Below are 21,725 nucleotides of genomic sequence, written 5' to 3'. Positions count from 1 at the left end.
ATTATATAGATATTGCCCGTGAAAATTGCCCCCGATTGCCGGTAGCACCTTGCGAAGATTGCGGCAAAGCTAAATAATGTTGCAGCGCTGACTCTGAATGATTGTGAGTGGCAATTCGCAGCCGTGGCAAACATCTTAAAATTGACAGACTGGTGGGTTCATTGATGGCAAGCGAGCAAGAAAATAAAGGGGTAACTGCAACTGAGCATTTGCTTTATAATCTATGCTTGAAATCTTTTTTGAGATTATGGAGTTATGCAAATCCATTTAAGGATGATGGTAATGAGTTCTGTGACGTAATCGCCGTATTTGATCGTCATGTATTTATATTTTTTGACAGATATAAATATCTCCCTGATCTGACTGAGGTCGATAATCCGCGCGTTAGTTGGGATAGGTGGAAGCGTAGAGCGATCGAAAGTCAAATCAAAACTGCTCATGGAGCAGAGCGCTATCTCCTCAGCGGTCGAAAATTATTCCTAGACGCAAAAAAAGAGAAACTTTTTCCTGTAACTTTCGATATTTCAGATGCAATAATACATAAAATAGTTGTGGCGCACGGTGCTGCAGAGGCCTGCAGGAAATTTTCAGAAAATAATATCTCCGGTAGTCTTGCAATTAGCTACAGTGACAAAAACATAGATGTGCCATTCCCATTCACAATCAATCTCGAAAAATCTAGACCTGTTCATATTTTGGACAGCAACACGTTGCCAATTATCCTGGGAGAGCTGGATACAGTAAAGGATTTTGCGAATTATTTAGATGCTAAGATTATGGCAATAAACAAGTACGAAGATTTGCTATATTGCGGCGAGGAGGATTTGCTTGCAAATTATTGGCTTAATATCGACGATCAAAACAAACATTTTATCGGGACCTATGATGAAAAAATCAATAGCTTCATGGTTGCCGAAGGCGCCTGGGAATCACTAAAAAAACGCCCTGAGTATAAAGCAACTAAAGAAGCTAATCAGCAATCATATTTTTGGGACGATCTCATAAATCGTACATGCGAGAATTTTTTAAAGGGCGTTTTGCTAGGTAATAGTGATTTACTGGAAGGCCGGTCTGCTATTCGCGAAATGGCAAAGGAGCCACGTTTTATAAGAAGGTCAATAGTAGAATTGATGTTTGGAGCTATTCTTAATTTCCCTAATAATCCAACAGAATTGATGCGACATATGAGGTTTATACCATCCCATGAAAAAGGAAAAGGGTATGTTTTTCTGCAAATATTTGTCCCACCCGGCTTCAGAAATAATAATTATGGCATCGATGAGCGAACTGTACGACAGGAAATTTTATTAATAGCATGCGGAGCTGCAAAAAATCACATGCCTGATTTACATACTATAATTGGCATTGGAATAGAGCCTCCTAAGATTAGTACTGCGATCGGCGAAGATTTTATTCTTCTTGATTGTACTGATTGGTCAAGAGAACGAGAAATGGAATTTAGGGAGAAAAATAAAGGATTTAATTTTTTTTCTACGCACACTTTACGACGTCATGAAGGGAAGACCACCGAATTTGTCAAACCATCACGTCGTCGCGCGAGGACACATAGAATTTCCAAGGTCGGCCGAAACGATCCTTGTCCATGCGGATCAGGTATAAAATTCAAAAAATGTCATGGCATCCACTCGGATTAACGTTTTTTATAATCCCAAGCCGAAGTTATTGAATAGGGAACGACTACTTTATTGGAGCGAAATTGGCACCTCGGTCGGCCAAGTTGTGTAGGGGCCGTAAAATTCGCCTCTGGGTGGCAGGCCGAGACTAAGTGCACCTATCTAAGCCGCCTATGCCCCTGCAAAATCAACCAGTTAGCGCGGGCGAGAGCTGGTTATGTTAAGGGCTCTAATTCTCGCCCTGCCCAGTCATTAAATCCAAAGCCTACCGGCGCAACTCGATGACCGGGATGTCCGCTACCATCCCGGCCTGCACCGCCTGATGATCCACCTCGATCCGGTCGGTCGCGAACCGCACCGGCACGTCGAACCGGAACCCGGCCGTCACCGCGGCCCCCGCGGCCGGCGGCGCCTGCAAGGTCACCAGCCCGGTCGCCGCATCGACCGCGAAGGCCGAGGCGGCCAGTTCCACCCCCGCCACCGCCACCCGCACCGTCCCGGCCACCGGCTTCACGATCGGCCGCCGGTACGGCGCGAAGGCCGCGCCGTAGGTCTTGGCGAGCGGGAACGCGACCGTGCCGCCGTCGCCGGTGCCGATCAACTGGTCGCCCGGGCCGATCTCCGCCCCCGCCGCGGCGGAGGCGTGATCGAAGGTGTCGCACCAGCGAAACCCGTGCAGCGGCCCGCGCCGCTCCTCGAAGAACGCGATCAGCGCCGCCACGTCCGCGGCCGATCGCAAAGCCGGCCCGACATTGTACGACCGGCGCGAGTGGCGCCACAGGCTGTTGCGCTCCTCGTCGCCCGAGCCGAGCGTGACGATCTCGGTGCGCCGCTCGGGCCCGCCGCGCGAGCCGTAGGACAGACGCAGGGGGAAGCGCACCTCGTGGAAGGCCGGCATGCTCACAGGCTCCTGGTGCCGCGCTGCACGGCGCGGGCGAGGGCGGCGGTGACCTGGGCTTCCGAGCGCAGGAAGCCGCCCACATCCGGGCTCTCGACCCGCATCTGCACCACCACCGGCGCCGGCGCGGCCGAGGCTCCCGCGGAACCACCGCCCGAAGCGGCCGGGCGCACCGGCACGATGCTGCCGTCGCGATCGGGCACGAACAGCTCGCGGCCGATCTCGCCGACCGTGTAGGCCCGGCCCGCTTGCACCGGGCCGCCCCCGGCCCGGAACCCGCCGAAGGCGCTCTTGAACAGGTCGTTGAGCACGCTCGCCCCGCCCCCGACCGCGTTGGCGCCCTCGCTCGCCGCCGGCGCGGTGCCGAGCAGCCCGGCGAGCGGCCCCTGGCCGGTGGCCAGCGCCTGCAACGCCGAGCGCGAGAGCTGCCGGCTCAGGCCCGACAGGATGTCCGACAAAGACTTGCCGTCGAGGATCGCGTCGCCGAGCGCGGTGGCGGCGGCGTCGCCGAAGTATCGCGCCGCCTCCGCCGCCTGCCGCTCGGCCTGCTCCAGGTTGAGCAGCTTGTCCTTGTACTCGGACGCCGCCTGCGACGCCTGGCGGATCGCCTCGGTCTGCGCGTCGGTCAGCGTGGCGCCGTTCTGGCTCGCCACCTCCTGCGCCTTGGCGAGGTTGATCGCGATCAGCTTCTCGGCGTTGCTGGCCTTGAACGCCTCGGCCTCGGCCTTCAGCGCCGCCGCCGCCTTCTGCAACTGGTTGATGAAGGTCTGCACCGGGTCGGACCCGCCCGCCTCGGCGCCGCCTGACTTCGCCGTCTCCGGCTTGGCAGGCAGCGGTTTCGAGCGGTCCCTGGGCACGTCGATCTGCGGCAGCGGCACGTCGGCGCCGGCGGCGGCGCGCCGGTCGCGCTCGCGGTCCTCGGGCGTGATCTCGACCACGCCGTTCATGCCCCCGAGCCCCATCGCCTTGGCGACGTCGTAGATCCGCTGGAACACCTCGGCGTTGCCGAGCGCCGTGATCGCGTCGCCGACCGCCTGGACATACTTGTACAGCCCGGCGAAGGCCGCCGCCGCATAGTTGATCTTGGCGGCGAACTCCGTCATCGCGCGCAGTTGCTGGTTCTGGTAGTCGGCGAAGTCCTTCTGCAGCGGCACCAGCGCGTCGGCGAGCACGCGACGGGATTTCTCCAGCTCGGCGTTGATCTGCCGGGCGAGGGCGAACTCCTCCGGGCTGATGATGCGGCCGTCGTCGCCGCTCTTGAGCCCGTCGAGGGCCTGGCGCATCGCCCCGACGATCTGGATGCCGTTGCGCAGCTTGCTCTCGAAATCCTCGCCGAAGAAGCCGTCGGCGATCGAGTAGGCGGCGAGGTTGCGCTGGCTGGCCTGCAACCGCTCGATGAGGTCGAGCACGACCCGGATGCGGGCCTCCTGGTCGCCGGCGCCGGTGAAGGCGTCGAGGTCGGCCTGGACGAGGTTGCCGGCCTTGACCTGGGCCTCCAGCTTGCCGCGGCCGGAACTGGTGTGGTCCTCGCCGTTCTCGCCCTGGCGCACGGTGGCGGCGGCGCGGGCCTTGGTGAGGTAGCCCTCCAGGGTCGCGGCCTCGGTGCGCAGGGCCTTGGCCTGGCCGAGCAGGCTCTGGAACACCGTGGTGCCGACCCCCGCCGCCTGCGAGCGTTCGGCGAGCTTGAGGATCGATTGCAGGCGTTCCTCGGCCGAGCGGGCGGCCTCGGCGGTGAGGTGGAGCACGGTGGTGAGCGCCGTGAAGGCGATCAGTCCGCCGAGGGCGGCCTTGAGCACCGGGATCTGGTTGGCCAGGCCGTTCACCAGGCCGGTGGTGGTGGACAGCCCGGTCTGGAGCGTGGCCTGGGCGGTCTGCGAGGTGGCGGCGGTGAGGGTGAAGGCGGTGGCGATGCCCTGGAGGGTGGCGCCCTCCTTGGCGGCGGCCGCGACGGTGGCGCCGGCGATCTTGCGGGCGTCGCCGGCGACGGCGGCGGCGGCGCGCGAGGCGGTCTGGGCGAGCCCTGCCATGGTGCCGCCGGTCGAGTTCATGTTGGCGGCCATGCCGGTCATCGAGACGGCGGCCGAACTCATGTTGCCGACGATCGAGGCGGCGAGATTGGTGATCGCGCTCTGCGCCCGCGAGGTGTCGGCCGCGAACGAGATGGTCAGCGGGTCGGCCATGGCGGGATCGGGTCCGGATGGGCGGGAGCGTGGTACAGGCCGGGAAACCGCGCGGGAACCGTTGGCGGCTTCCCGGTTTTCGTATATACCGAAACCATGAAGTTCACCTACGGCGAGCCCAAGCGGCGGGCGAACCTGGCGAAGCACGGCTTCGACTTCGCCGAGTTAGAGGACGCGTTCGATTTCGACCGCTACGCCGCCCTGCCGGCCCGGCCCAGCCGCACCGGCCGGACCCGGTTCAAGCTCGTCGGCACGTGGTACGGCGAGACCGTGGTGGTGGTGATCGTCTCTCCGCTCGGCTCGGAGGCGACCGACATCGTCAGCGTCCGCCGGGCCGACCCCCAGGAAAGGGCCACCTATGACGCGCTCTGAACACGCCCCCGGCTACGTGCCGAACCCGGCCTACACCCAGGAGGACTGGGACGAGGTCTCCGACAACCCGCCGCTGACCGACGAGGAGCTGTCGCGCCTCCGGCTCGGCCCGGACGGCCTGCCGCCCGAACTGGCCGCCGCCTTCCGCAGCCGCGGCGGCCGGCCGAAAGCCGACGCGAAGCGGGTGCCGATCTCCCTGCGGGTCGATCCGGAGGTCCTGGAGGCGTTCAAGTCCGCAGGGCCGGGCTGGCAGACCCGGATGAACGACGCGCTCGCCGAGGCCGCGCGGAAGATCAGGGCGGCCTGACGGCCGTCATCCTCGCCCTACGCCCGCCCCGCCGCGATCTCTTCCGACAGCACCCGCAGGAACTCGTCCTCGCTCGCCTCCGGCTGCGCCGGCGCGTGGGCCTCGGCGAACCCTTCGACCGCGGCGTGCCACTCGGCCAGCGTCATCCCCCGCACCTCCCCCGGCGTGAACCCGATCACCGCCCCGGCGGCGACGTAGACGGAGAGGTCGCCGGGGCGGGCGCGTCGCTCCCCTCCGTCCCGGCTTTTCCCGCCGGCACCCCGCTCACCGAGGCGGTCACGATCTCGGCCGCCAGCGCCAGGAACTCGCCCAGCGGCCAGGCCGGCGGGTGGTAGCGCATCACCAGCGCCTGCGCCTCGATCGGCGTCGTGCCCGCCCCTTCCAGCCCGAGCCGGATCGTCTCCCACACGTCGTTGACCGTGAACCGGTGGGTGGCGAGCCGCGCCATGATCTCGCCGATGCCGGCCCCGCACAGCCGCTCCAGCTCGGCCATCTCGCCGAGCCGGAGCTGGAACGACCGCTCCCGCCCGCCGAACGGCGCCCGCACCCGCGTGCGCGAGGTGTCCGCCGCGATCATGCCGCCGCGTCCGCCCAGGCCAGCGCGCCGTCGCCGCGGAACTGGCAGGTGAAGCCCACGATGCCGTTGTTGGTCTTGGCGATCTCCAGGTTCTCGACGAACACGGTGCCGGTCCAGGCGCCGCCGCCGTTGGCGGCGCTCTGGTCGACCCGGAACTGGTACAGGACCGGCGTCTGGCTCTCGGCGTCGGCGCGCAGCTTGGCCAGCCGCGTGGCGTCGACCTGCCCGGCGATGCGCCCGCCCCACGAGGTCGAGGACAGCACGCTCTTGCGCACCGGGATCTTCAGCGGCTCGTCGCAATCCGGGACGGTCGCGTCCTCGAACGCGTTGGTCAGCGTCAGCGTGACCGACGTCCCCAGGCAGAGGAACGCCCAGTTGGTCGGCGTGGCGCCATCGCCGCGATAGGCCCGGAAGCGGTTGCCGGGCAACAGGGTCGGGGTGGTCATCCGAGGGGCTCCTCCATCGGGGTGTCGCGGGCGACAATGGTGGTGAGGTCGAGGAACATCGCCTTGGGGGCGAGGGGATCGACGACGTCGCCGGCCTGGGTGACGTCGAGGCGGTTCTGCAGGCTGAACGGTGCCGGAAGCGTGAGGTCGTCGCGGCCGTCGAGGGCCTGGACCACGGCCTCGATCACCTCCCAGCCCTGCTCGCGGCCGAAGGCGGTGGTGACGGCGTAGATCCGCACCCGGACCGTCCAGGCGGTGCCGCACTCGAGGTAGAGCCGCTGGCGGTTGATCGGCCCGACATAGACGTAGGGCGGGGCCCCGCCGCGACGGTCGTTGGGGATCTCGTCGAACACCTTGTCGCCGACGAGCGCCGCGACGGCGGGATCGGCCACCAGCGCGTCGGTGACGACGCGCAGGAGCGCAGTCTCGGGGGTCATGCGTCCTCCCCGAGCAGGGTGCCGGCCTCGCCGCGCAGCTGCGCCAGCCCCTCGCGCACCGAGCCCCAGAAGAACGGCGCTGGCCGCACCTCGCTCGCGCCGGCGCCCGCCGGGCCGCGCAGGGCGGCGTGGTCCTGGCCGGCGAAGAAGGCCGCGTCGGCATGGCCCGAGCCGGCATGGTGGCCGAACTCGACGTAGCGCGGATAGTTCACGTCGCCGCGCACCGCGCTCGCCTCGACGATGACGGTGCTGCCCTCCTTGCGCCAGCCGATGCCGTTGAGCAGCCGGCCCGAGTCGACCGGCACCCGGGCGCGCATCGCCTCGACCATGGTGCCGGCGGCGTCCTCGCTCGCCCGGTCGCCCTTGAGCGCGAGCTTGAACGCCGCGCCGGCGAGCTGGCCGGTGACGCGCTCGATCCCGACCATCGCGGTGACGGTGTCGATCAGGCGCAGGCCCGAGAGGACGCCCGGGCCGGTGGCGAAGGCGCGGGCATGGCCGGCGAGGTCGAGGGCGGCCGAGCCCTGGTCGTAGGCGCCGAGCCCCGGCGAGAGGTCGATCATCACTGCCCTCCGAGGGTGGTGGCGATCTTCAGGGTGACGAGGCCGGTGCGGCGGTCGGGCAGGCCGACGCCCTCGATGGCGAAGTCGCGGCCGCCGAGGACGACGCGGTCGGCGCTCGACACGGTGCGCATCCGGGCGCTGTCGCGCACGACCAGCGTGCCGCTCTCGACGGTCTGGGCCCGGCCGCCCTGGACCGCCTCGCGGGCGCTCTCGGGGCGGTAGCAGGCCCAGACCGTGAAGGCGTCGGCATAGGCGCCGCGGCTGCGGCCCTCGCCGGGGCGCTGGCGCACGGTGACGCGCCGGTCGAACTGGCCGGGATCCATGGGGCAGCCTTTCGCGGGGCAGGACGGGGCGGGCCGGGGCCGGCCCGCGGGCTCATGGCAGGGCGCGGTTCCAGCGGGCGTCGCAGCGCCCGACCCGCACGGTGGCGCTCACCGGCACCCCGGCCTTGAGGGAGAGGATCACCTGCTCGCTCAGCGACGTGACTGCGGTGAGCGCGTCGGCGTCGTTCTCGACCGGCGGCACCACGAACGCCTCGGACATCAGCACCCGCCGGACGCCGTCGCCGAGGTCGCGGTCTCCCGCGGTCGTCGACTGGCCGGCGACCGGCAGGAAGCTGCCGGCCGTGTTGCCCGCGCCGTAGGCGTAGGCCTGGCGCAGGGTGTAGGCGACGCCGCCGAGCCCGGTGGAGCCTGCCGTCACCTGGACCTCGCACAGCCCCGACAGACGCCCGCCCGCCACGACGCCCGGCGGGGCGAGGTTGCGCCGCAACAGCATCGCCGCGTCCGCGCCCGGCGTGCCCGAGAGCGTCATCTGCTGGGAGCGCAGCCCGGTCTCCGGGTCGGTGTGGATCGACGGGACGAGCGTCATGCCGGACGGGACCGTCGGCGCCAGCCAGCCGTCGGCGTAGCCGTCCGCGTTGGCGTCGGCCATGTCGGGGGTGTTGAGCGCCCCCGGCAGGGCGGTGGCGCCCGGCAGCACCACGGCGGCGCGCGGCGGCGCGGCGCCCTGCGCCGACAGCTGCGCCCAGGCGCTCGCCGCCACCATCGCGGCGGCGCGGCCGTTGTAGTGCAGGTCGTCGGGCGACATCCCGGCCGCGATCGTGCCGGCGGCCTCGTCGCCGAGCAGGCCCGGCACGGCGTAGGGATCGACGACGTACCAACCCCGGCCCGGGTTGTGCAGGCTCGCCACCGCGGCCCGGGTCTCGCGGGCGAGCTGGAGCGTCGCCCCGGTGAACCCGCTGCCCGGCACGGTCGCGCCGCCGACCGGGTGCAGGTTGAGCAGGATGACGATCATCCCCTGCGCCCGGCAGGCCGCGCCGACCTGCTGGAGGTCGGCGCGGGTGTTGGCGGCCGAGAAGCGCGTGGTGCCGTCGACGCCCGGGGCCTGGCGGGTGCGGTTGAGGTTGTTGCCGACGATGTCGACGTAGCAGAAGCCGGCGCCGAGGGTGCGGGCGGCGGCGAGCGCGCCGGGCAGGCGGGCGAGCAGGCCCGGGCCGGAATTGCTGGCCGCGCTGGTGTCGTTGCCGAGCCCGTAGTTCAGCCGCACGCTGGTGAACAGGCGCTGGCCCGAGACCCGGGCGAGCTGCTCCATGACCGAGCGGGCGGTGGTGCCGCCGTTGAAGGGTTTGGTCGGGGCGGTGTTGGCGTCGGTGCCGGTGACGGCCGACTGGTTGGCGATCTGCGAATGCCCCATCCCGACGCCGAGGCCGTTGGGGGCGGGGATCGGGGCGCCGAGGGTGGTGGCGATCGGCAGGGCGAGGAGCTGGCCGGTGCCGTTGGGCTCGAACAGCATCCGGGCGGCGGCCGGGCCGCCGGAGGCGAGCGCGAGGGTGAGCGCCAGCCACAGGGCGAGCGCGCGGCGAAGGATCGTCATGGGAGGCCCGGAGCGCGAGGAACGGGGGAGCGGGCCGGGTCAGTATTCCCGGGCGTAGACCGGCAGCGGCAGGCCGGCGGTGCCCACGACGCTGATCGCGCCGGTGCCGACGTGCTGGGGTAGGCTCTCGTAGAGCGCGTCGGCCGGCAGCTTGAGGCTGGCCTGGTCGGCGCTCGCGGTGGCGAGGCCCGACAGGTAGGCCGGCAACCCCTGCGGCTGGATCTGGAACCCGCGCCGGCCGGGATTGGCCGCCATGACCTGGGTCGGGATCGAGGCGTAGGCCGGGGTCAGCGTCGCGCCGGTGCCCGACCCGCTCGACGTGGTGGCGACCGGCGCGGTGGCGAGCACGGTGCAGGAGCCGGCGGCATTGAGGGTGACGGTGGCGACGGCGCCGCTCGCCACGGTGGCGACCGTCCAGCGCGGCTGCACCGTGCAGGTGCCGCCGGTCTGGGTGAGCACGTCGCCGACCGCGTGGCCGGTGCCGCCGGCCGAGACCGCGGCCGAGACGCCGGCGACCGGGATGACGGTTGAGCGCGAGGTGGCGGTGGCGCGCACCACCGTGTCGGCCGGCTGCGGCGTGCCGCCGGCGAGACCCTGGACGGTCAGGGCGCCGGTCGAGGGCGCGCCGGCGGTCCCGGTGAGGACGTTGCCGCTCGCGTCCGAGGGCACGAATTGCGGCGACTGCACGCCGCTGCCGACGTCCTTCGACTTGATGGTCATGACGGTGCCGTTGCCGTCCTTGACCTGGTAGTTGTCGGCCGCGCTCGCCGGCGAGAGGGCGAGCAGGGAGAGCGCGGCGGCCAGGGCCACGGAAACGCGGGTCAGCATGTCGGGGTGCTCCGGAGGCTCAGAGGCCGGGGATGTGTCCGCTGTTGGCGGGGTCGGAGAAGTCGAGGGCGCCGCCGCCGGCGCCTCCCGCGGGAGCCCCGACCACGGTCACCACCAGGGCGAGCGGGCGCCCGAGGCTGGTGGTGACGGTGATCGGGTAGGTGCCGGCCGGGACACCCCAGCGCGGCACGATGCTGCTGCCGGCCTCCGCGAACCGGGCCGCGGGCGTCACGCCGGCCACCGTCTCGCCGTCGCCGAGCCCGGTGATCGCGATCGGCGCGGTGCTGCCGGCGGGGATCGCGGCGACGCCCGGCCCGAGGGCCGTGCGGGTGACCCGCTGTCCGGGGACGAGGGGCAGGTCCGCCATCACGCGACCCCGGCCAGGGTGGCGTTGAGCGACGCCGCCGCGCCCGAGCCGGTGATCGCCACCCGCAGCTCGGCGTTCTGGCCGACCAGCAGCGTCAGCATCGTCTCGGCGGTGGCGGCGAGGCTGGTGCCGTCGGGGTTCCTGACGTCCTTCCAGGCGACGCCGTCGAGGGCGCGGGTCTGGAGCGTCGCGGTGCGGCCGCCGAAGGTGCCGTCGATCGCGTAGACGTACTGGCCGCCGCGGATGCCGGCGACGCCGGAGCCGGTGGCGCTGGCGGCGGCCAGCAGGGTGTAGACCGCGAGGTCGCGCGCCGTGAGCGGCGTGTGGGTGCCGTCCCCGTTGTCGCTCACGCGCGGGGCGGTGGTGATCGGACCGCTCATGGCTGGCTCCTCATGGCAGGCTCCGGGATGGCCTCACGCCTCGGAGGGGCGGAAGCGGGCGAGCAGGCGCTCGAGGGTGGGGTTGTCGGCGAGGCTCGCGGGCTGCCGGGCGCCGCGGTTGTCGAACAGGTCGCCGGCGACGAGCAGCAGCGCCGCGCGGATCGGCCCGGGCACGGCGGCGGCGTCGGGGTAGCCGGCGCGGAACCGGATGCGCCACGCGGCCGGGTCCGGATCCGCCACGGGCCAGGCGCCGCCGGCGGCCGGCAGCAGGGCGACGCAGCGTCGGCGGAACGGGTACAGCTCGCGCCAGGCGCCGAGCGGCTGGTAGGCGCCGCCCGACAGGAACTCGACCGACACGACGTCGGCGATCGGCGCGAGGTCGATCAGGAAGCCGCGGGCCTCGCCGAGGCCGCACGGCCCGGGCCCAGGGGCGACCGCCTCCCAGTCCTGCTCGAGGAGCGCGTGGCGCAGCTCGCCGTCGTAGCCGTCGAGGTGCTCCTCGGCGCCGGCGATCGCCGCCGCGAGTTCGGCCGGATCCGCGTCGGCCTCGTCGAGGCGCAGATGCCGGCGCAGCTCGGCGGCCGACAGCACGGAGCCGGCCGGCGCCGTCACCCGGCGGTAGGACAGCATCACGCCGCCGGGGCGAGCTGGGCGGCGAGCGCGGCGACCTGCTCGCGCAGGGCGTCGCGGTCGGCCTCGGCGTCGGCCAGCCGCGCCGTCAGGTCCTCGACCTGGCCGCGCAGATCCCTGGCCGCCTTCTCGGCCGCCGCCGTCGCCGGCGCCGCCTCGGCGATCCCGGCCGCGATCCAGGCCCGGCCGATCGCGTTGTCGACCGCGACCGTCTCGCCGTGATCGTAGGAGAACGCATCACCGGCGAGGCTGGTGAGCATGCGGATGAACATGGTGGTCGGCCCCGGTTGCCGGATTGCGGGGGCCGGACGCCGGTCGGGCGCCCGGCCGCTCCATCACGCCGCGGCGGTCTGGAAGGACTTCACCGCTTCGTTCGAGGCGTCGATGAGGTCGCCGTCGTGGCGCGACCACGCCAGGAAGCCGACCTGACCCTTCTCCATGTAGCGGCTGTCGGCGAAGCGGAAGAGCGTCACCGCCATGGCGTCGCGGATGAGGTACTTCTTGAAGTCGCCGAACAGCACCGCCTTGGCGCCGGCCGCCAGCACCGGCATGTGCTGGTTGATCGTGAAGCCGTAGTTCAGGATGTCGGCCGGGTCGCCGCCGGTGACGCCCGGGCGCCACAGCGGCCGGCCCTGGCTATCCTTGAGCTTCTTGACCGCCTTGAGGGTCTGGTCGTGGAACATCCAGCCGCCGTTGCTGCGGTAGGCCGGGTCGATCGCGTGCTCCATGTCGACGAAGTCGTCGTAGCCGATCGACGTCGTCTGGCCGGCGGGCGCGACCTTGCCGGCGCCGGCCGCGACCACGATGCCGCGCGGCTGGCTCACGCCGGACCCGACCGTGAAGTGGCGGTTGGTGACGCGGGCGATGCGGTTGGCGAGCGCCGCCGTGACGTAGGGCTCGATGTCGATGCGCGAGTCCTGGAGCAGCTCGATCGGGATGACGACGATCTTGGAGCTGTACTTGTAGGCGTCGATGCTGGTGGTGCCGAAGGCGATGTCGCCGCCGCTCGCCTGGACGCTCTCGCCGACCAGCTCGCCCTCCGACGCGGTCTCGTCGACGGTGGGATAGTCGATCGAGGCGCCGCCGTCGGTCTGGATCACGCTGGCGACGGCGCGCATGCCGCCGAAGGCCGCCACGCGCTCCAGCAGGGTCGCGGAGAAGTCCCGCGGCACGAGGAAGCCGCCCTGCGAGCCGGTGCCGACCGACTGCTGGCCATAGATGCGCTCGGCCTCCTGGCGGCGGGCGCGGACATGGGCGCGCTGGTCGTCGGTCAGCGCCTCGACGCCGCCGCGGGCCCAGGCGGAGAAGATCGCCTTCTCGGCCTGGATCGTGGCGGCGTTCTCGTCGATCGACAGGCCGTTCTGGGCGTGGAGCCCACGCCCGCGCTGCTCCAGGGAATCCTCGATCTTGAGCACCCGGTCGAACCGGGCGAGCTGCTCGTCGAGGCGGTCGATCTCGGCGTAGATGGCGTCGACCTGGTTGCGGACGTCGTCGGTCCAGTCCTTGCCGGTCTTGGTGTCGAGGAGGTTGCGGGCCTCGCGGGCCTTGGCGGCGCGCTCCTCGCGAAGGGCCTGGACGGACGCGGTCATCGTGGGTGCTCCAACGAAAAAGCCGCCTCGGCGGGCGGCGGATGGGGGACGAACGAGGGTGGCGGGATCAGGCGGCGCGCTCGTAGAGGCGCAGGCGCGCGGCGTAGCGGGAATGGTCGGCCGCCGCGGCCTCGAACGGCTTGGGCGGCGGGTTGGTCAGGGCCCGGGGCGGGTTCCGGAACGCCCCGAGGTCGAAGGCGTTCTCGACCGCCGGCGCCTCGGCCTTGCGGGTGGCGAGGCCGATCGCCACCGCCTCGTCGGCATCGAACCAGGTCTCGGCCTTCATCAGCGCCAGGATCTCGGCCTCGCCCTCGCCGGTGCGGCGGACGTAGTCGGCGGCGATCGCCAGCCCGACCTTGTCGAGGAGATCGGCCGAGGCGCGCAGGTCGTCGGCGGTGCCGAGCGCGAAGCTCCACGGCTCGTGGATCATCACGAAGGCGCCGGCGGCGATCTCGATCTCGGAGGCCGCCAGCATCAGGAACGACGCGGCCGAGGCGGCGAGCCCATCGATGTGCGCCACCACCGTGGCCCCGTGCTGCTCCAGGGCGGTCTTCATCGCGCGGGCACCGAAGACGTCGCCGCCGGGCGAGTTGATGCGCAGGTGCAGGGTCGCGGCGGTGACGCCCTGGAGATCGCGCACGAATTGCTGCGGATCGACCCCGTAATGCTCGCCGATCGCGCCGTAGACGTAGACGGTCGCCGTCTCCGACCCGTCCTCGGCCCGGACGATGCGGGTGCCGGTGCCCCGGCCGCGGTTGCTATTGAGCAGGGTCAGCAGGTGGCGCATCGCGGGTCGGGTCCTGTTGCGGATCGGTCGGGCCGGCGGCCTTGGCGACCCAGCCCGACAGGCCGTCGCCGTCCGGCCGGGCCGGGAGGTTCTGGCGCCGGCGCACCTCGTTGGGCGTCATGAAGCCCGGGCCGGCCGAGCCGCCGAGCGCCGTGCCGTAGGCCTTGAACCGGCTCTCGATGTTGCCGCGCACCAGCACGTCGCGGTCGAACTCGCCGAGGTAGCGGGTGGGGTTCGGGCCCGGCCGCGAGGGTCGGCCGCGGCCGTAGAGCTTGTGGTTGACCTCGTCCTCGATCGCGCACAGGTGCGGATCCAGGGTGTAGGTGACGAAGCCGATGCCGAGCGCCTCGATGCCCGAGCCCCAGCTGGTCTCGTCCATGCCCATCAGGAACCGCGGCACGCCGAAGATCCGGGCGATGTCCTCGATCTGGAACCGACGGGTGTCGAGCAGTTGCGCGTCCTGCGCCGAGATCGGGATGCGCTCGTACTTGCCGCTCTGGTCGAGCACCGCCGGGCCCTTGCCGCGGTTGCCCTTGCCGAAGGTGCGGACCCAGAACTTGCGCAGCTCGTCCTTGTCGCCGGAATACTTGTCCGGATAGGTGATGTACCCGGTCGGCGCGGCGTCGTTCTCGAAGTAGGATTGCGCGAAGCGATCCGCCTCGATGCCGAGCCCGACCGCCGCCGCCATCGCCTGGATCGGCGACAGCGCCTTCACGCCCGTCCATTGCGGCGAGCCGGGGATGTGCAGCACGTCGTCCTGGTCGACCACGATGCCGGTGCCGTCGTCGAGGCCGAGGCGGTAGCGCAGGCGCTCACCGGCGAGGTCGATGGCCACGCGCTCGAACGGGATTGGCCACAGGGCCACCGGGTCGCCCGAGCCCTTGCGCTCGATCCAGCTCACCGCGTTGCCCTGCAGCAGCATCTGGGCGACCGTGGTGCGCAGCCACATCGTGCGGCTCAGGCGCGGATTGGGCCGCACCCGCAGCAGGTCGGCCGCCGGATGGTCGGAACTCGGCTCGCGGTCGCCGCCCGGCAGCTCGCGGTAGGTCTTGAGCGGCAGCATCGCCGAGGCGAAGGCCAGGATGCTGACGCAGCGATAGACCGCGGCGTGGCGCATGGCGGTGGCCGGCGACACGCTGGCGCCGAGGCCACCCGGCAGGGCGTCGTTCCACGCCTCGGCGTCGGAGGACAGGAAGGTGGTCGAGGCCTCGACCGTGGGTTCGACGCGCGGCCTGTCGGCCGCCCTCGCCGAGCGGCGCCAGAACCTCACGCGTCCTCCTCCCACAGGTCGACGAAGCCGACGCTGATGCTGGTCTCGACCGGGGGCGGCGCATCGACCGCGGCGCCCACCGCCATCGCCAGGGCGACGATCGCGTCGATGCGGTTGGTCGCCTTGCGCTTCTCGAACCAGGCGTTGTCGAAGGGGTCGTGCGACAGCACCGCGCTCATCGCGGCCGAGATCAGCACCGGCGAGCGCCGGATCCGGATCCGCCGCTCCAGGATCAGCGTCTCCAGCGCCCGGATCGATCCCGGCATCCACAGGCCCTGCGGCGCCTCGACCCCCGCGCGCCGCGCCGCCTCGACCTGCTCCTCGGTCGGCCGCGCCCGCCGCTTGCCGCCCTGCGGATGCTCGACGAAGGCGAGGTCCAGGCCGAACGAGGCGCAATCCTCCTCGAAGCGGCGGAAGGTGTGCCGGTCATAGGCGATCTGCCGGAGCCGGAACGTCGCGTTGAGCGCGGCGAGCCGGGCCACCACGAAGTCGTTGCGGATCAGCTTGCCCGGCGGCGCCTGCAGCCAGCCGTCCCGCACCCAGGTCTCGTACGGTGCCTTGTCGCGCAGCGCCCGGGCGCTCAGGGTGTCGCCGGGCGTCCACGCCTCGACCCACGCATCGAAAGTCGGCATGAGCGCAACGGAACCGTCCTCGCGCGCGACCGCGACGCGGCCGGTCTCGACCACGAAGGCCGCGGCGGTCAGGTCCTGGACCGCCGCGAGATCGAGCCCGCCATGGGCGTCCTTGCCGCCATGCTCCGCGACCGGGTCGAACTCGGCGAGCACCGCCTCCAGCGCCTGCCGGCCCATCCACGCCGTCTCGGCGTCGGTCCAGACGCAGAAATGCAGTCGCAGGATGCCGTTGAGCTTGCCCGGGATCTGCCGGGCCTGGTCGACCACGCCGGCGAGGTAGTCGCGCGTGATGGTCACCCCGAGCAGCGGGTTGGCCTTCGCCCAGCAGCCCGGATCGGTCAGCGGATCGTCGTCGGGATCGAGGGCGCAGACGAACGAGAACGTGGTGTCGTCGAGGACCTCGCCGACATAGGTGAAGGCGTGGTCCGGGTCGCGGGTGCCGGCAGCGACGCGCACGGCGTGCTGGTGCTCGCCCCAGCACACCGAGTTACGGTCGGTGCCGGCGTTGGTGATCATCACCAGCAGCGGCTGGCGCCGGAACTTGAAGCCGCGCTCCAGCATCTCCAGCACCCGGCCGTCGCGGTGCTCGTGCACCTCGTCGCAGAGCGCGAAGCTCGGGCGCGGGCCGGACTGGCCGTCCTCCGAGCTGATCGGCCGGAAGAACGAGTGGCTGCGCGGGTCGGCGAGGTTCCAGACCGGCTGCTTGCCGGACTTCACCAGCCGGCGGGCGAGGGCGGGCGACAGGTCGACCATCGCGACCGCGTCGCGGAACAGGACGAAGGCCTGATCCTTCTTCGAGGCGGCGGCGTAGATCTCGGCCCGGGCCTCGCCATCCGCGACCATGCCGTAGAGCCCGGTGGCGGCGGCCCACGGCGACTTGCCGTTGCCCTTGCCCTCCTCGATGTAGGCGCGGCGGAACCGGCGGGTGCCGTCGGCCCGCTTCCAGCCGAACAGCGAGCCGGTCTTGAACGCCTGGCTCGGCTGGAGCGTGAAGGGCCGGCCCTCGAACTGGCCGCCGTTGAGCCGGCAGACGACGGGGCAGAACTCGATCGCGCGCCGGGCCGCGGCGAGATCCCAGGTCAGGCCGCGGCCCGGTCCGTCCTCCAGGTCGTGGAGGTGGCGCCGGCAGGCGTTGCGGACATGCGGCCCGGCCACCACCTCGCCGGCGACCACCGCCTGCGCCCAGGCGGTGACCGGGTCGGCCTCGGCCGGGACGCGGGCGCGCAGCCAGCGCGCCTCAGTTGAAGAACGCATCGGCCGGATCGACCTCGCCGGGATCGACCTTGCTCACCCGGCCGCGGGACGAGGGCGACAGGCCCATCTCGGCCGCCATCTTCGCCACCGCCTCGGCGGCCCGGTTGGCGACGGCGAGGGCGGGGTTCTGCATCAGGGCGCCGGTGCGCGGCGCCTCGACGATCGGCCCGCGCTCCACCACCAGCCGCTCGGCCTTGCGCATGCGCACGAGGTTGCGGACGTAGATCTCCATCACCGCGCCGATCTCGCGCGACAGGGTGGAGGCCGCCCGCAGGTCGTCGGCGAGCACGGTCCACTCGGCGGCGTGCTCGGCGTCGAAGCCCGGCGGCATCTCCGGCTCGCCGGCGACCTTGGCCAGCTCCTCGATCGCCGGCAGCGGCCGGCGCCCGGGATTGCCCGTGGTCAGCTTGTGCTCGACCGGGATCGGCTTGCGTCCGCGCATCTCTCCCCCCTCCGGCTCAGGTGCCGGGCAAACCCCCCCACCTCAATTTCGCGACGCTGCGAACGGAGTTCCAAAGCCGGTCAGGACGCTGCTCTGGCGTCAACTTTCGATGGCCCCCGGGGGGCGGATCAGCCGGCGATCGGCCATCCGTCGGCATCGACGGCGATGCGCGGCCGGCCGTGTTCCTCGCGCTGCTTGTCGCCGTCGTGGCAGGGCTTGCAGAGGGCCTGCAGCCGGCCGTTCCAGAACGTGTCGGGGTCGCCGCGGTGCGGCTCGACGTGGTCGGCGACGGTGGCGGGGACCACCAGCCCGCGGCGGGTGCAGGAGACGCAGAGCGGCGAGGCGTCGAGCAGGGCCCGCCGCCGTCGTTGCCATCGCGCGGTCCCGTACCACTTGCGCCAGGGTCGGGCGGGATCCCAGGCGTCGCGCCCGGGTGCCGGGTCATTCCCCGGCCTGCCCGTGCGCCTCGATGCGCCGGCAGGCGCCGTCGAAGTGCCCCGCATCGATCTCCACCCCGATGTACGGCAGGCCGAGGTTGGCGCAGGCCAGCCCGATCGTGCCCGAGCCCATGAACGGGTCGAGCACCGGCCCTTCCATGACGGAGAGCAGGCCCTCCATCAGGGCGACCGGCTTGGCCGCCATGTGGAGCTTCACCTTCGGCACGCTGACCGTGTAGACGCCCGGCGCGGTCGGCCCCGCCATGGTGCGGGGGCCGTTGGTGCCCCACGCCACGTACTCGGCCTGGGTCCGGTAGCGGCCGAGGGTCGGGCGCACGGCCTGAGTCTTGTCCCAGGGCACGATGCCCCGCCAAACCCAGCCGGCGACCTGGAGCGCATCCGTGGTCACCGGCAGTTGGCGCCAGTCGGTGAAGGTGCCGATCAGCCCGCCGGAAACTGTGGCCTCGCGCGCCCGCGCCATCCACAGCGCCGACCACGCCAGGAACGAACGCTGGTCGCGCATGTCCCCGGCGAACTCGGCGTGCCGGTGCCGGTACTCGCTCTGCTGGTACTTCTGGCTCGGCGGGCGGGCGCGCTCGCCGGCGGTGGCGCCGCCGCTCGAATAGGGCGGGTCGCCGAGCACGGCCCCGATGCTGCCCGGCGCGGCCTCGGCCAACGCCGTCAGCACGTCGAGGGAGTCGGCCCGGATCAGCGTCGCCGATCCGATGCGCAACACCTCGCGGAAGCCGGAAACAGCAACCCCGCACCGGCCGAGGGCCGATGCGGGGTCTTGGAGCGCGTCGGGAGCTGACGCGCGCACGGGTGACCGCCGATCGGCGGTCAAGGAATGGTGTTGAGGCATGACCTGCGTCTATGGTCCCGCCCGCCGCAGCGCGCGGTGGCGGGGTGACCGGATGTCCGGCCGGCATAGGGTCATGCGTGGGCCCACCACGCGGTTCAGGGTGTCGCTAGCACCCTGGCTCCCGCCTCCTTACGGAGCCGGAACAGTTTAGGCGCTCGGGCGCCCCTTGGCGAGCATCGGCCCGCCGAGCCGTCCCTCGCAGCCGTTGAATTGCTGGCGCTGCCGGATCAGCCCGTCGCGCTGGCCCGCCAGCGTCGCCAATTCGGCGTCGATCTGACGGGACCGCAGGCCCCAGAACTCGAAGCTGTCGGCGTATTCGAGCATCTCCCGCGCCGTCTGGAGCGTGGCGATACGGGCCTCGATCACAGCCAGCGCGTCAGACATTGACCCGGCTCCAGCGCCGCTCGCAGCCGTTGCAGGCGACCCGCTCCCGCAACTGCCCGCGGGCGAGCGAGTAGCCGATGGTCCGGGCCGTCTGCCCGCTGCCCGGGATCGCCCCGCCGCGCGGGCCGCGGGCATCGTGCTGGCGCGGGCACAGGCACGGCAGCGCGCGATGGCGCAGTTGCGCGTGCAGCACGTCCGGATGCGGCTCGGCCTGCGCCATCAGAGCCGGACCGAGCGCAGCGCCAGCTTCCGGGACTGCCGGATCAGCACCGCTTCCGCCGCCATCGCGACCGAGAGGGCGATCGGGCAGGTGACCGGCACCCGGCCGATCTCCGCGGCCCGGCGCTGGTAGTCGTCGACCGTGCGCAGCTCGCCGCCCATCAGCAGCGCCGTCGCCCCATGAATGGCGTCGCGCGCCGACACGCCGCCCGCGCGGGCGGCGCCCTCTCGATGATCCATGATGTTGCGAGCCCTAGTCTTCGCCGTCGTCGATGATCGCGGCGTGCTCACCGGCACAAAGCACATGCTGGTCTGTGCCGGTGTAGCGAAACAGGTATTCCGACAGCCCGCGATACCGCGGGTTGTCGAGGATGTAGCCGATCCGCGCCTGGTGCCAGCGCCCGCCGCGCGGACCCGGCACGCCGTCGGCGTTGAGCCGTTCGGCGATCTGCCCTTGCGTGCGGCCCCGGCCGCGCTCGCGGTAGATGCGCCGGACGGTCCGGGCCTCGCCGGGCTCGACCTGGAGCCGGCCTTCGGTGTCGCGCCGGTAGCCGTAGGGCACGCGCCCGCCGGCATAGCCGCCGCGGCCGGCCTTGACGGTGCGCCCGCCGGCGGTGCGGTCGCGGATCACGAAGCGCTCGTTCTCGGCCATGCCGGCGAGGATCGCGAACAGGGTGCGGCCCATCGGGGTCGCGGTGTCGATCGGCTCGGTGACGGAGCGGATCACCACCCCGTAGCTCTCGGCCAGTTCGGACACGGTGGTGACGGCGAAGCGGATCTCGCGGGCGAGGCGGTCGAAGCGGGTGACCAGCAGCACCGTGAAGGTGCGGGCCGCAGCCATCTCCAGCAGCCGGGCGAAGCCGGGCCGGTCGGCCGGGCGGATCGCGCCGGAGACACCGGGATCGGTGACGACGTCGACCAGTTCGTAGCTCTGGCTGTCGGCGAAGGCGCGGACCGCCTTGTCCTGGGCATCGAGGCCGTGGCCCTGCTCGGCCTGCTCATCGGTCGAGACCCGGAGGTAGGCGACGGCGCGTGTAGCGACAGCGGCATGGGCCGCGGCGGCGGCGCGGTTGCGGGCCTGGAGGCGCCCGACCCGCCGGGAACCGGAGGACGCCATGCAAGCCTCTGTGACTGTTAGTATATTTGGCGTTTCTCAATTGTGGCGGCCTGCCACGAACGCATATTCAGGAATATGCGTTATTCGGGCTTCCCGGACCGCCGGAAACGGGGCTCGACCGGCACGAGCCGGCCGTCCTTTGCCACCACGCCGAGGCGCACGGTGCCCGGTTCCGGACGCGGCGCCACCGCCTTGCCCACCGCGCCGAGCAGCTGGTGCTCGCGGGCCGCCCGGCGCAGGTCACCGATCAGGGCGTCCTTCTCGATGTGGAAGGCTTCAGGGTCGCGATGGCTTGGCGCAAGGCGCTCCAGCCGGTCGGCGAAGGTGGAGAGCTGGAGCGCCTCCACAGCGTGGTCCAGCACGACAGCTCTCCGGGGTTCAGAAACGCGAAACGCCCGCCGGGCGGTGAGCCTGCGGGCGCGGTTCTGCGAACGTGACAATCATGGCAGGTTCACTGCGTCAGTGCAACGCCTGCGCCGCCTCTTGCCACACGAGCCGCGTGTATCTACCTTGTCGATACGTGCCTCGGCGACGGCCGATCGGTGCGCCCATCGCCAGACGGATCGGTGCCATGCTCGTTCAGCTTTCGAAGTGGGGCAACAGCCTCGCTGTCCGGCTGCCGGCCCATGCCCTCAAGGATGTGGGGCTTGGCGAAGGATCGCAGGTCGACCTGACGGTGGAGGACGGGCGCCTCGTCCTGTCTCCCGTCGCCCATCGACCGCGCTACACGCTCGACGAACTCCTAGAAGGCTTCAAGGAAGAGCACGTCCATGAAGAGTCTTTCGCGGATCGTCCAAGAGGCCAAGAAATCTTCTAGCGGCCCCTACTGCCCTGATCGCGGCGACATCATCGCGCTGGACTTCAGTCCTCAAGCCGGGCGCGAGCAAGCCGGGGCGCGACCCGCCCTGGTGCTGACGGAGAGGCGCTACAACACCTACGCACGCCTGTGCATCGCCTGCCCGATCACGCGAACCGTGCGCGGCGGGCGTCTCGAAGTCGCCGTACCCCCAGGGATCACCCTGCCGGACGGCATCGGCGTGATCGACGGCGTGCTGAACGGCGAATTGCATGGCGTTCTGCTCTCCGATCACGCGAAGAGCGTCTCGTGGACGGAACGAGGGTCTGTCTTCATCGGAAAGATGCCGCAGCCGACCATCGACGAGGTCCGGGCCAGACTGGCAGCCCTTCTGGACATGACACTGGCCTAGCCACGCCCTCGCCGCCGCCCGCGGTCGATCTGC

General features: G+C 70.3%; 31 protein-coding genes. 5 read left to right on the top strand and 26 right to left on the bottom strand.

From position 1 onward, the window contains the following. The first annotated feature begins 107 nt into the window (after positions 1-107). The gene (locus EOE48_RS14035) at positions 108-1,655 is read left to right on the top strand and encodes a YecA family protein (protein WP_127730110.1); all 1,548 of its coding nucleotides are present in this window, start codon (positions 108-110) and stop codon (positions 1,653-1,655) included. A gap of 244 nt (positions 1,656-1,899) precedes the next feature. Here EOE48_RS14035 and EOE48_RS14030 read toward each other — a convergent pair whose 3' ends face one another. Both EOE48_RS14030 and EOE48_RS14025 read right to left on the bottom strand, forming a co-directional pair. Then, on the bottom strand, positions 1,900-2,532 hold the full coding sequence (locus tag EOE48_RS14030; RefSeq protein WP_187371417.1) for a DUF2460 domain-containing protein: 633 nt from the start codon (positions 2,530-2,532) through the stop codon (positions 1,900-1,902). 2 nt (positions 2,533-2,534) lie between these two features. After that, positions 2,535-4,712, bottom strand: coding sequence for a hypothetical protein (locus EOE48_RS14025; protein ID WP_127730106.1), 2,178 nt, complete (start codon positions 4,710-4,712; stop codon positions 2,535-2,537). Between the two features lie 96 nt (positions 4,713-4,808). Here EOE48_RS14025 and EOE48_RS14020 point away from each other — a divergent pair, with 96 nt between their 5' ends. Both EOE48_RS14020 and EOE48_RS14015 read left to right on the top strand, forming a co-directional pair. After that, entirely contained in the window at positions 4,809-5,084 is a 276-nt protein-coding gene (locus tag EOE48_RS14020) for a BrnT family toxin (RefSeq protein WP_127730104.1), read from the top strand. Then, positions 5,071-5,391, top strand: a complete 321-nt coding sequence (locus EOE48_RS14015) for a BrnA antitoxin family protein (protein WP_127730102.1) — start codon at positions 5,071-5,073, stop codon at positions 5,389-5,391. The genes EOE48_RS14020 and EOE48_RS14015 overlap by 14 nt, the downstream gene beginning before the upstream one ends. Before the next feature lie 17 nt (positions 5,392-5,408). Here the strand turns inward: EOE48_RS14015 and EOE48_RS30250 are convergent, their stop codons facing one another. The 24 genes from EOE48_RS30250 to EOE48_RS13900 all read right to left on the bottom strand — a co-directional run bounded on the left by EOE48_RS30250 (position 5,409) and on the right by EOE48_RS13900 (position 20,846). Then, positions 5,409-5,537 carry a hypothetical protein gene (locus EOE48_RS30250; protein ID WP_281292767.1) on the bottom strand — a complete coding sequence of 43 codons (129 nt, stop codon included), beginning with the start codon at positions 5,535-5,537 and terminating at the stop codon, positions 5,409-5,411. Between the two features lie 29 nt (positions 5,538-5,566). Continuing rightward, positions 5,567-5,968 (bottom strand): gene transfer agent family protein, encoded by a 402-nt coding sequence (locus EOE48_RS14010; RefSeq protein WP_127730100.1) that lies wholly within the window; start codon positions 5,966-5,968, stop codon positions 5,567-5,569. After that, on the bottom strand, positions 5,965-6,414 hold the full coding sequence (locus tag EOE48_RS14005) for a phage tail protein (protein WP_127730098.1): 450 nt from the start codon (positions 6,412-6,414) through the stop codon (positions 5,965-5,967). The genes EOE48_RS14010 and EOE48_RS14005 overlap by 4 nt, the downstream gene beginning before the upstream one ends. After that, a complete protein-coding gene (locus tag EOE48_RS14000) occupies positions 6,411-6,851 on the bottom strand; it encodes a DUF3168 domain-containing protein (RefSeq protein ID WP_127730096.1) in 441 nt (146 codons plus the stop codon). The genes EOE48_RS14005 and EOE48_RS14000 overlap by 4 nt, the downstream gene beginning before the upstream one ends. Further along, entirely contained in the window at positions 6,848-7,411 is a 564-nt protein-coding gene (locus EOE48_RS13995; protein ID WP_127730094.1) for an HK97 gp10 family phage protein, read from the bottom strand. The genes EOE48_RS14000 and EOE48_RS13995 overlap by 4 nt, the downstream gene beginning before the upstream one ends. Continuing rightward, complete coding sequence (locus tag EOE48_RS13990) at positions 7,411-7,734, bottom strand: head-tail adaptor protein (protein WP_127730092.1); 324 nt, start codon at positions 7,732-7,734, stop codon at positions 7,411-7,413. The genes EOE48_RS13995 and EOE48_RS13990 overlap by 1 nt, the downstream gene beginning before the upstream one ends. A gap of 52 nt (positions 7,735-7,786) precedes the next feature. Continuing rightward, positions 7,787-9,286, bottom strand: a complete 1,500-nt coding sequence (locus EOE48_RS13985) for an SGNH/GDSL hydrolase family protein (protein WP_127730090.1) — start codon at positions 9,284-9,286, stop codon at positions 7,787-7,789. Between the two features lie 39 nt (positions 9,287-9,325). After that, positions 9,326-10,114 carry a hypothetical protein gene (locus EOE48_RS13980; protein WP_127730088.1) on the bottom strand — a complete coding sequence of 263 codons (789 nt, stop codon included), beginning with the start codon at positions 10,112-10,114 and terminating at the stop codon, positions 9,326-9,328. A gap of 19 nt (positions 10,115-10,133) precedes the next feature. Beyond that, the gene (locus EOE48_RS13975; RefSeq protein WP_127730086.1) at positions 10,134-10,481 is read right to left on the bottom strand and encodes a hypothetical protein; all 348 of its coding nucleotides are present in this window, start codon (positions 10,479-10,481) and stop codon (positions 10,134-10,136) included. Further along, positions 10,481-10,861: a hypothetical protein gene (locus EOE48_RS13970; protein WP_127730084.1), complete on the bottom strand. Its 381-nt coding sequence runs from the start codon at positions 10,859-10,861 to the stop codon at positions 10,481-10,483. Before EOE48_RS13970 ends, EOE48_RS13975 begins: the two co-directional genes overlap by 1 nt. A gap of 33 nt (positions 10,862-10,894) precedes the next feature. Continuing rightward, the gene (locus EOE48_RS13965; protein ID WP_127730082.1) at positions 10,895-11,491 is read right to left on the bottom strand and encodes a head-tail connector protein; all 597 of its coding nucleotides are present in this window, start codon (positions 11,489-11,491) and stop codon (positions 10,895-10,897) included. Then, positions 11,491-11,763, bottom strand: coding sequence for a hypothetical protein (locus tag EOE48_RS13960; RefSeq protein WP_127730080.1), 273 nt, complete (start codon positions 11,761-11,763; stop codon positions 11,491-11,493). The genes EOE48_RS13965 and EOE48_RS13960 overlap by 1 nt, the downstream gene beginning before the upstream one ends. Positions 11,764-11,826: 63 nt before the next feature. Next, positions 11,827-13,080, bottom strand: coding sequence for a phage major capsid protein (locus EOE48_RS13955; protein WP_127730078.1), 1,254 nt, complete (start codon positions 13,078-13,080; stop codon positions 11,827-11,829). Positions 13,081-13,147: 67 nt separating this feature from the next. Continuing rightward, entirely contained in the window at positions 13,148-13,867 is a 720-nt protein-coding gene (locus EOE48_RS13950; RefSeq protein ID WP_127730076.1) for a head maturation protease, ClpP-related, read from the bottom strand. Then, positions 13,839-15,137 (bottom strand): phage portal protein, encoded by a 1,299-nt coding sequence (locus tag EOE48_RS13945; protein ID WP_127730074.1) that lies wholly within the window; start codon positions 15,135-15,137, stop codon positions 13,839-13,841. The genes EOE48_RS13950 and EOE48_RS13945 overlap by 29 nt, the downstream gene beginning before the upstream one ends. Next, a complete protein-coding gene (locus EOE48_RS13940) occupies positions 15,134-17,023 on the bottom strand; it encodes a terminase large subunit (protein WP_127730072.1) in 1,890 nt (629 codons plus the stop codon). The genes EOE48_RS13945 and EOE48_RS13940 overlap by 4 nt, the downstream gene beginning before the upstream one ends. Continuing rightward, a complete protein-coding gene (locus EOE48_RS13935) occupies positions 17,007-17,465 on the bottom strand; it encodes a phage terminase small subunit P27 family (protein ID WP_127730070.1) in 459 nt (152 codons plus the stop codon). The genes EOE48_RS13940 and EOE48_RS13935 overlap by 17 nt, the downstream gene beginning before the upstream one ends. Before the next feature lie 128 nt (positions 17,466-17,593). Continuing rightward, positions 17,594-17,968, bottom strand: coding sequence for an HNH endonuclease (locus EOE48_RS30245; protein WP_127730068.1), 375 nt, complete (start codon positions 17,966-17,968; stop codon positions 17,594-17,596). After that, positions 17,907-18,638: a DNA-methyltransferase gene (locus tag EOE48_RS13925; RefSeq protein ID WP_246154350.1), complete on the bottom strand. Its 732-nt coding sequence runs from the start codon at positions 18,636-18,638 to the stop codon at positions 17,907-17,909. The genes EOE48_RS30245 and EOE48_RS13925 overlap by 62 nt, the downstream gene beginning before the upstream one ends. A gap of 273 nt (positions 18,639-18,911) precedes the next feature. Then, positions 18,912-19,148 carry a hypothetical protein gene (locus tag EOE48_RS13920; protein ID WP_127730064.1) on the bottom strand — a complete coding sequence of 79 codons (237 nt, stop codon included), beginning with the start codon at positions 19,146-19,148 and terminating at the stop codon, positions 18,912-18,914. After that, positions 19,141-19,368: a hypothetical protein gene (locus EOE48_RS13915; RefSeq protein WP_127730062.1), complete on the bottom strand. Its 228-nt coding sequence runs from the start codon at positions 19,366-19,368 to the stop codon at positions 19,141-19,143. Before EOE48_RS13915 ends, EOE48_RS13920 begins: the two co-directional genes overlap by 8 nt. Further along, positions 19,368-19,607, bottom strand: a complete 240-nt coding sequence (locus tag EOE48_RS13910) for a hypothetical protein (RefSeq protein ID WP_127730060.1) — start codon at positions 19,605-19,607, stop codon at positions 19,368-19,370. Before EOE48_RS13910 ends, EOE48_RS13915 begins: the two co-directional genes overlap by 1 nt. A gap of 13 nt (positions 19,608-19,620) precedes the next feature. Then, entirely contained in the window at positions 19,621-20,484 is an 864-nt protein-coding gene (locus EOE48_RS13905) for a recombinase family protein (RefSeq protein ID WP_127730058.1), read from the bottom strand. 80 nt (positions 20,485-20,564) lie between these two features. After that, entirely contained in the window at positions 20,565-20,846 is a 282-nt protein-coding gene (locus tag EOE48_RS13900) for a hypothetical protein (RefSeq protein WP_127730056.1), read from the bottom strand. Between the two features lie 209 nt (positions 20,847-21,055). Here EOE48_RS13900 and EOE48_RS13895 point away from each other — a divergent pair, with 209 nt between their 5' ends. Both EOE48_RS13895 and EOE48_RS13890 read left to right on the top strand, forming a co-directional pair. Next, positions 21,056-21,301 (top strand): AbrB/MazE/SpoVT family DNA-binding domain-containing protein, encoded by a 246-nt coding sequence (locus tag EOE48_RS13895; protein ID WP_187371416.1) that lies wholly within the window; start codon positions 21,056-21,058, stop codon positions 21,299-21,301. After that, positions 21,255-21,692 (top strand): type II toxin-antitoxin system PemK/MazF family toxin, encoded by a 438-nt coding sequence (locus tag EOE48_RS13890; RefSeq protein ID WP_127730052.1) that lies wholly within the window; start codon positions 21,255-21,257, stop codon positions 21,690-21,692. The genes EOE48_RS13895 and EOE48_RS13890 overlap by 47 nt, the downstream gene beginning before the upstream one ends. The last annotated feature ends 33 nt before the right edge of the window (positions 21,693-21,725 follow it).

Source organism: Methylobacterium oryzihabitans (genome assembly GCF_004004555.2).
Lineage (GTDB): Bacteria > Pseudomonadota > Alphaproteobacteria > Rhizobiales > Beijerinckiaceae > Methylobacterium > Methylobacterium oryzihabitans.
The sequence above is the reverse complement of the archived record's forward strand: the minus strand, read 5'-3'. Positions and strand labels throughout refer to the sequence as shown.

Coding starts and splice junctions, on each gene's coding strand:
- EOE48_RS14020 (WP_127730104.1), top strand. CDS start 4,809: ATGAAGTTCACCTACGGCGAGCCCAAGCGGCGGGCGAACCTGGCGAAG.
- EOE48_RS30245 (WP_127730068.1), bottom strand. CDS start 17,968: ATGCGGGGCACTTCGACGGCGCCTGCCGGCGCATCGAGGCGCACGGGC.
- EOE48_RS13990 (WP_127730092.1), bottom strand. CDS start 7,734: ATGGATCCCGGCCAGTTCGACCGGCGCGTCACCGTGCGCCAGCGCCCC.
- EOE48_RS13920 (WP_127730064.1), bottom strand. CDS start 19,148: ATGTCTGACGCGCTGGCTGTGATCGAGGCCCGTATCGCCACGCTCCAG.
- EOE48_RS13975 (WP_127730086.1), bottom strand. CDS start 10,481: ATGGCGGACCTGCCCCTCGTCCCCGGACAGCGGGTCACCCGCACGGCC.
- EOE48_RS13960 (WP_127730080.1), bottom strand. CDS start 11,763: ATGTTCATCCGCATGCTCACCAGCCTCGCCGGTGATGCGTTCTCCTAC.
- EOE48_RS13935 (WP_127730070.1), bottom strand. CDS start 17,465: ATGCGCGGACGCAAGCCGATCCCGGTCGAGCACAAGCTGACCACGGGC.
- EOE48_RS13905 (WP_127730058.1), bottom strand. CDS start 20,484: ATGGCGTCCTCCGGTTCCCGGCGGGTCGGGCGCCTCCAGGCCCGCAAC.
- EOE48_RS13965 (WP_127730082.1), bottom strand. CDS start 11,491: ATGCTGTCCTACCGCCGGGTGACGGCGCCGGCCGGCTCCGTGCTGTCG.
- EOE48_RS13940 (WP_127730072.1), bottom strand. CDS start 17,023: ATGCGTTCTTCAACTGAGGCGCGCTGGCTGCGCGCCCGCGTCCCGGCC.
- EOE48_RS14025 (WP_127730106.1), bottom strand. CDS start 4,712: ATGGCCGACCCGCTGACCATCTCGTTCGCGGCCGACACCTCGCGGGCG.
- EOE48_RS13895 (WP_187371416.1), top strand. CDS start 21,056: ATGCTCGTTCAGCTTTCGAAGTGGGGCAACAGCCTCGCTGTCCGGCTG.
- EOE48_RS13950 (WP_127730076.1), bottom strand. CDS start 13,867: ATGCGCCACCTGCTGACCCTGCTCAATAGCAACCGCGGCCGGGGCACC.
- EOE48_RS13970 (WP_127730084.1), bottom strand. CDS start 10,861: ATGAGCGGTCCGATCACCACCGCCCCGCGCGTGAGCGACAACGGGGAC.
- EOE48_RS13980 (WP_127730088.1), bottom strand. CDS start 10,114: ATGCTGACCCGCGTTTCCGTGGCCCTGGCCGCCGCGCTCTCCCTGCTC.
- EOE48_RS14010 (WP_127730100.1), bottom strand. CDS start 5,968: ATGATCGCGGCGGACACCTCGCGCACGCGGGTGCGGGCGCCGTTCGGC.
- EOE48_RS13915 (WP_127730062.1), bottom strand. CDS start 19,368: ATGGCGCAGGCCGAGCCGCATCCGGACGTGCTGCACGCGCAACTGCGC.
- EOE48_RS14030 (WP_187371417.1), bottom strand. CDS start 2,532: ATGCCGGCCTTCCACGAGGTGCGCTTCCCCCTGCGTCTGTCCTACGGC.
- EOE48_RS14015 (WP_127730102.1), top strand. CDS start 5,071: ATGACGCGCTCTGAACACGCCCCCGGCTACGTGCCGAACCCGGCCTAC.
- EOE48_RS30250 (WP_281292767.1), bottom strand. CDS start 5,537: ATGACGCTGGCCGAGTGGCACGCCGCGGTCGAAGGGTTCGCCGAGGCC.
- EOE48_RS13910 (WP_127730060.1), bottom strand. CDS start 19,607: ATGGATCATCGAGAGGGCGCCGCCCGCGCGGGCGGCGTGTCGGCGCGC.
- EOE48_RS13995 (WP_127730094.1), bottom strand. CDS start 7,411: ATGATCGACCTCTCGCCGGGGCTCGGCGCCTACGACCAGGGCTCGGCC.
- EOE48_RS13890 (WP_127730052.1), top strand. CDS start 21,255: ATGAAGAGTCTTTCGCGGATCGTCCAAGAGGCCAAGAAATCTTCTAGC.
- EOE48_RS14005 (WP_127730098.1), bottom strand. CDS start 6,414: ATGACCACCCCGACCCTGTTGCCCGGCAACCGCTTCCGGGCCTATCGC.
- EOE48_RS13985 (WP_127730090.1), bottom strand. CDS start 9,286: ATGACGATCCTTCGCCGCGCGCTCGCCCTGTGGCTGGCGCTCACCCTC.
- EOE48_RS14000 (WP_127730096.1), bottom strand. CDS start 6,851: ATGACCCCCGAGACTGCGCTCCTGCGCGTCGTCACCGACGCGCTGGTG.
- EOE48_RS13955 (WP_127730078.1), bottom strand. CDS start 13,080: ATGACCGCGTCCGTCCAGGCCCTTCGCGAGGAGCGCGCCGCCAAGGCC.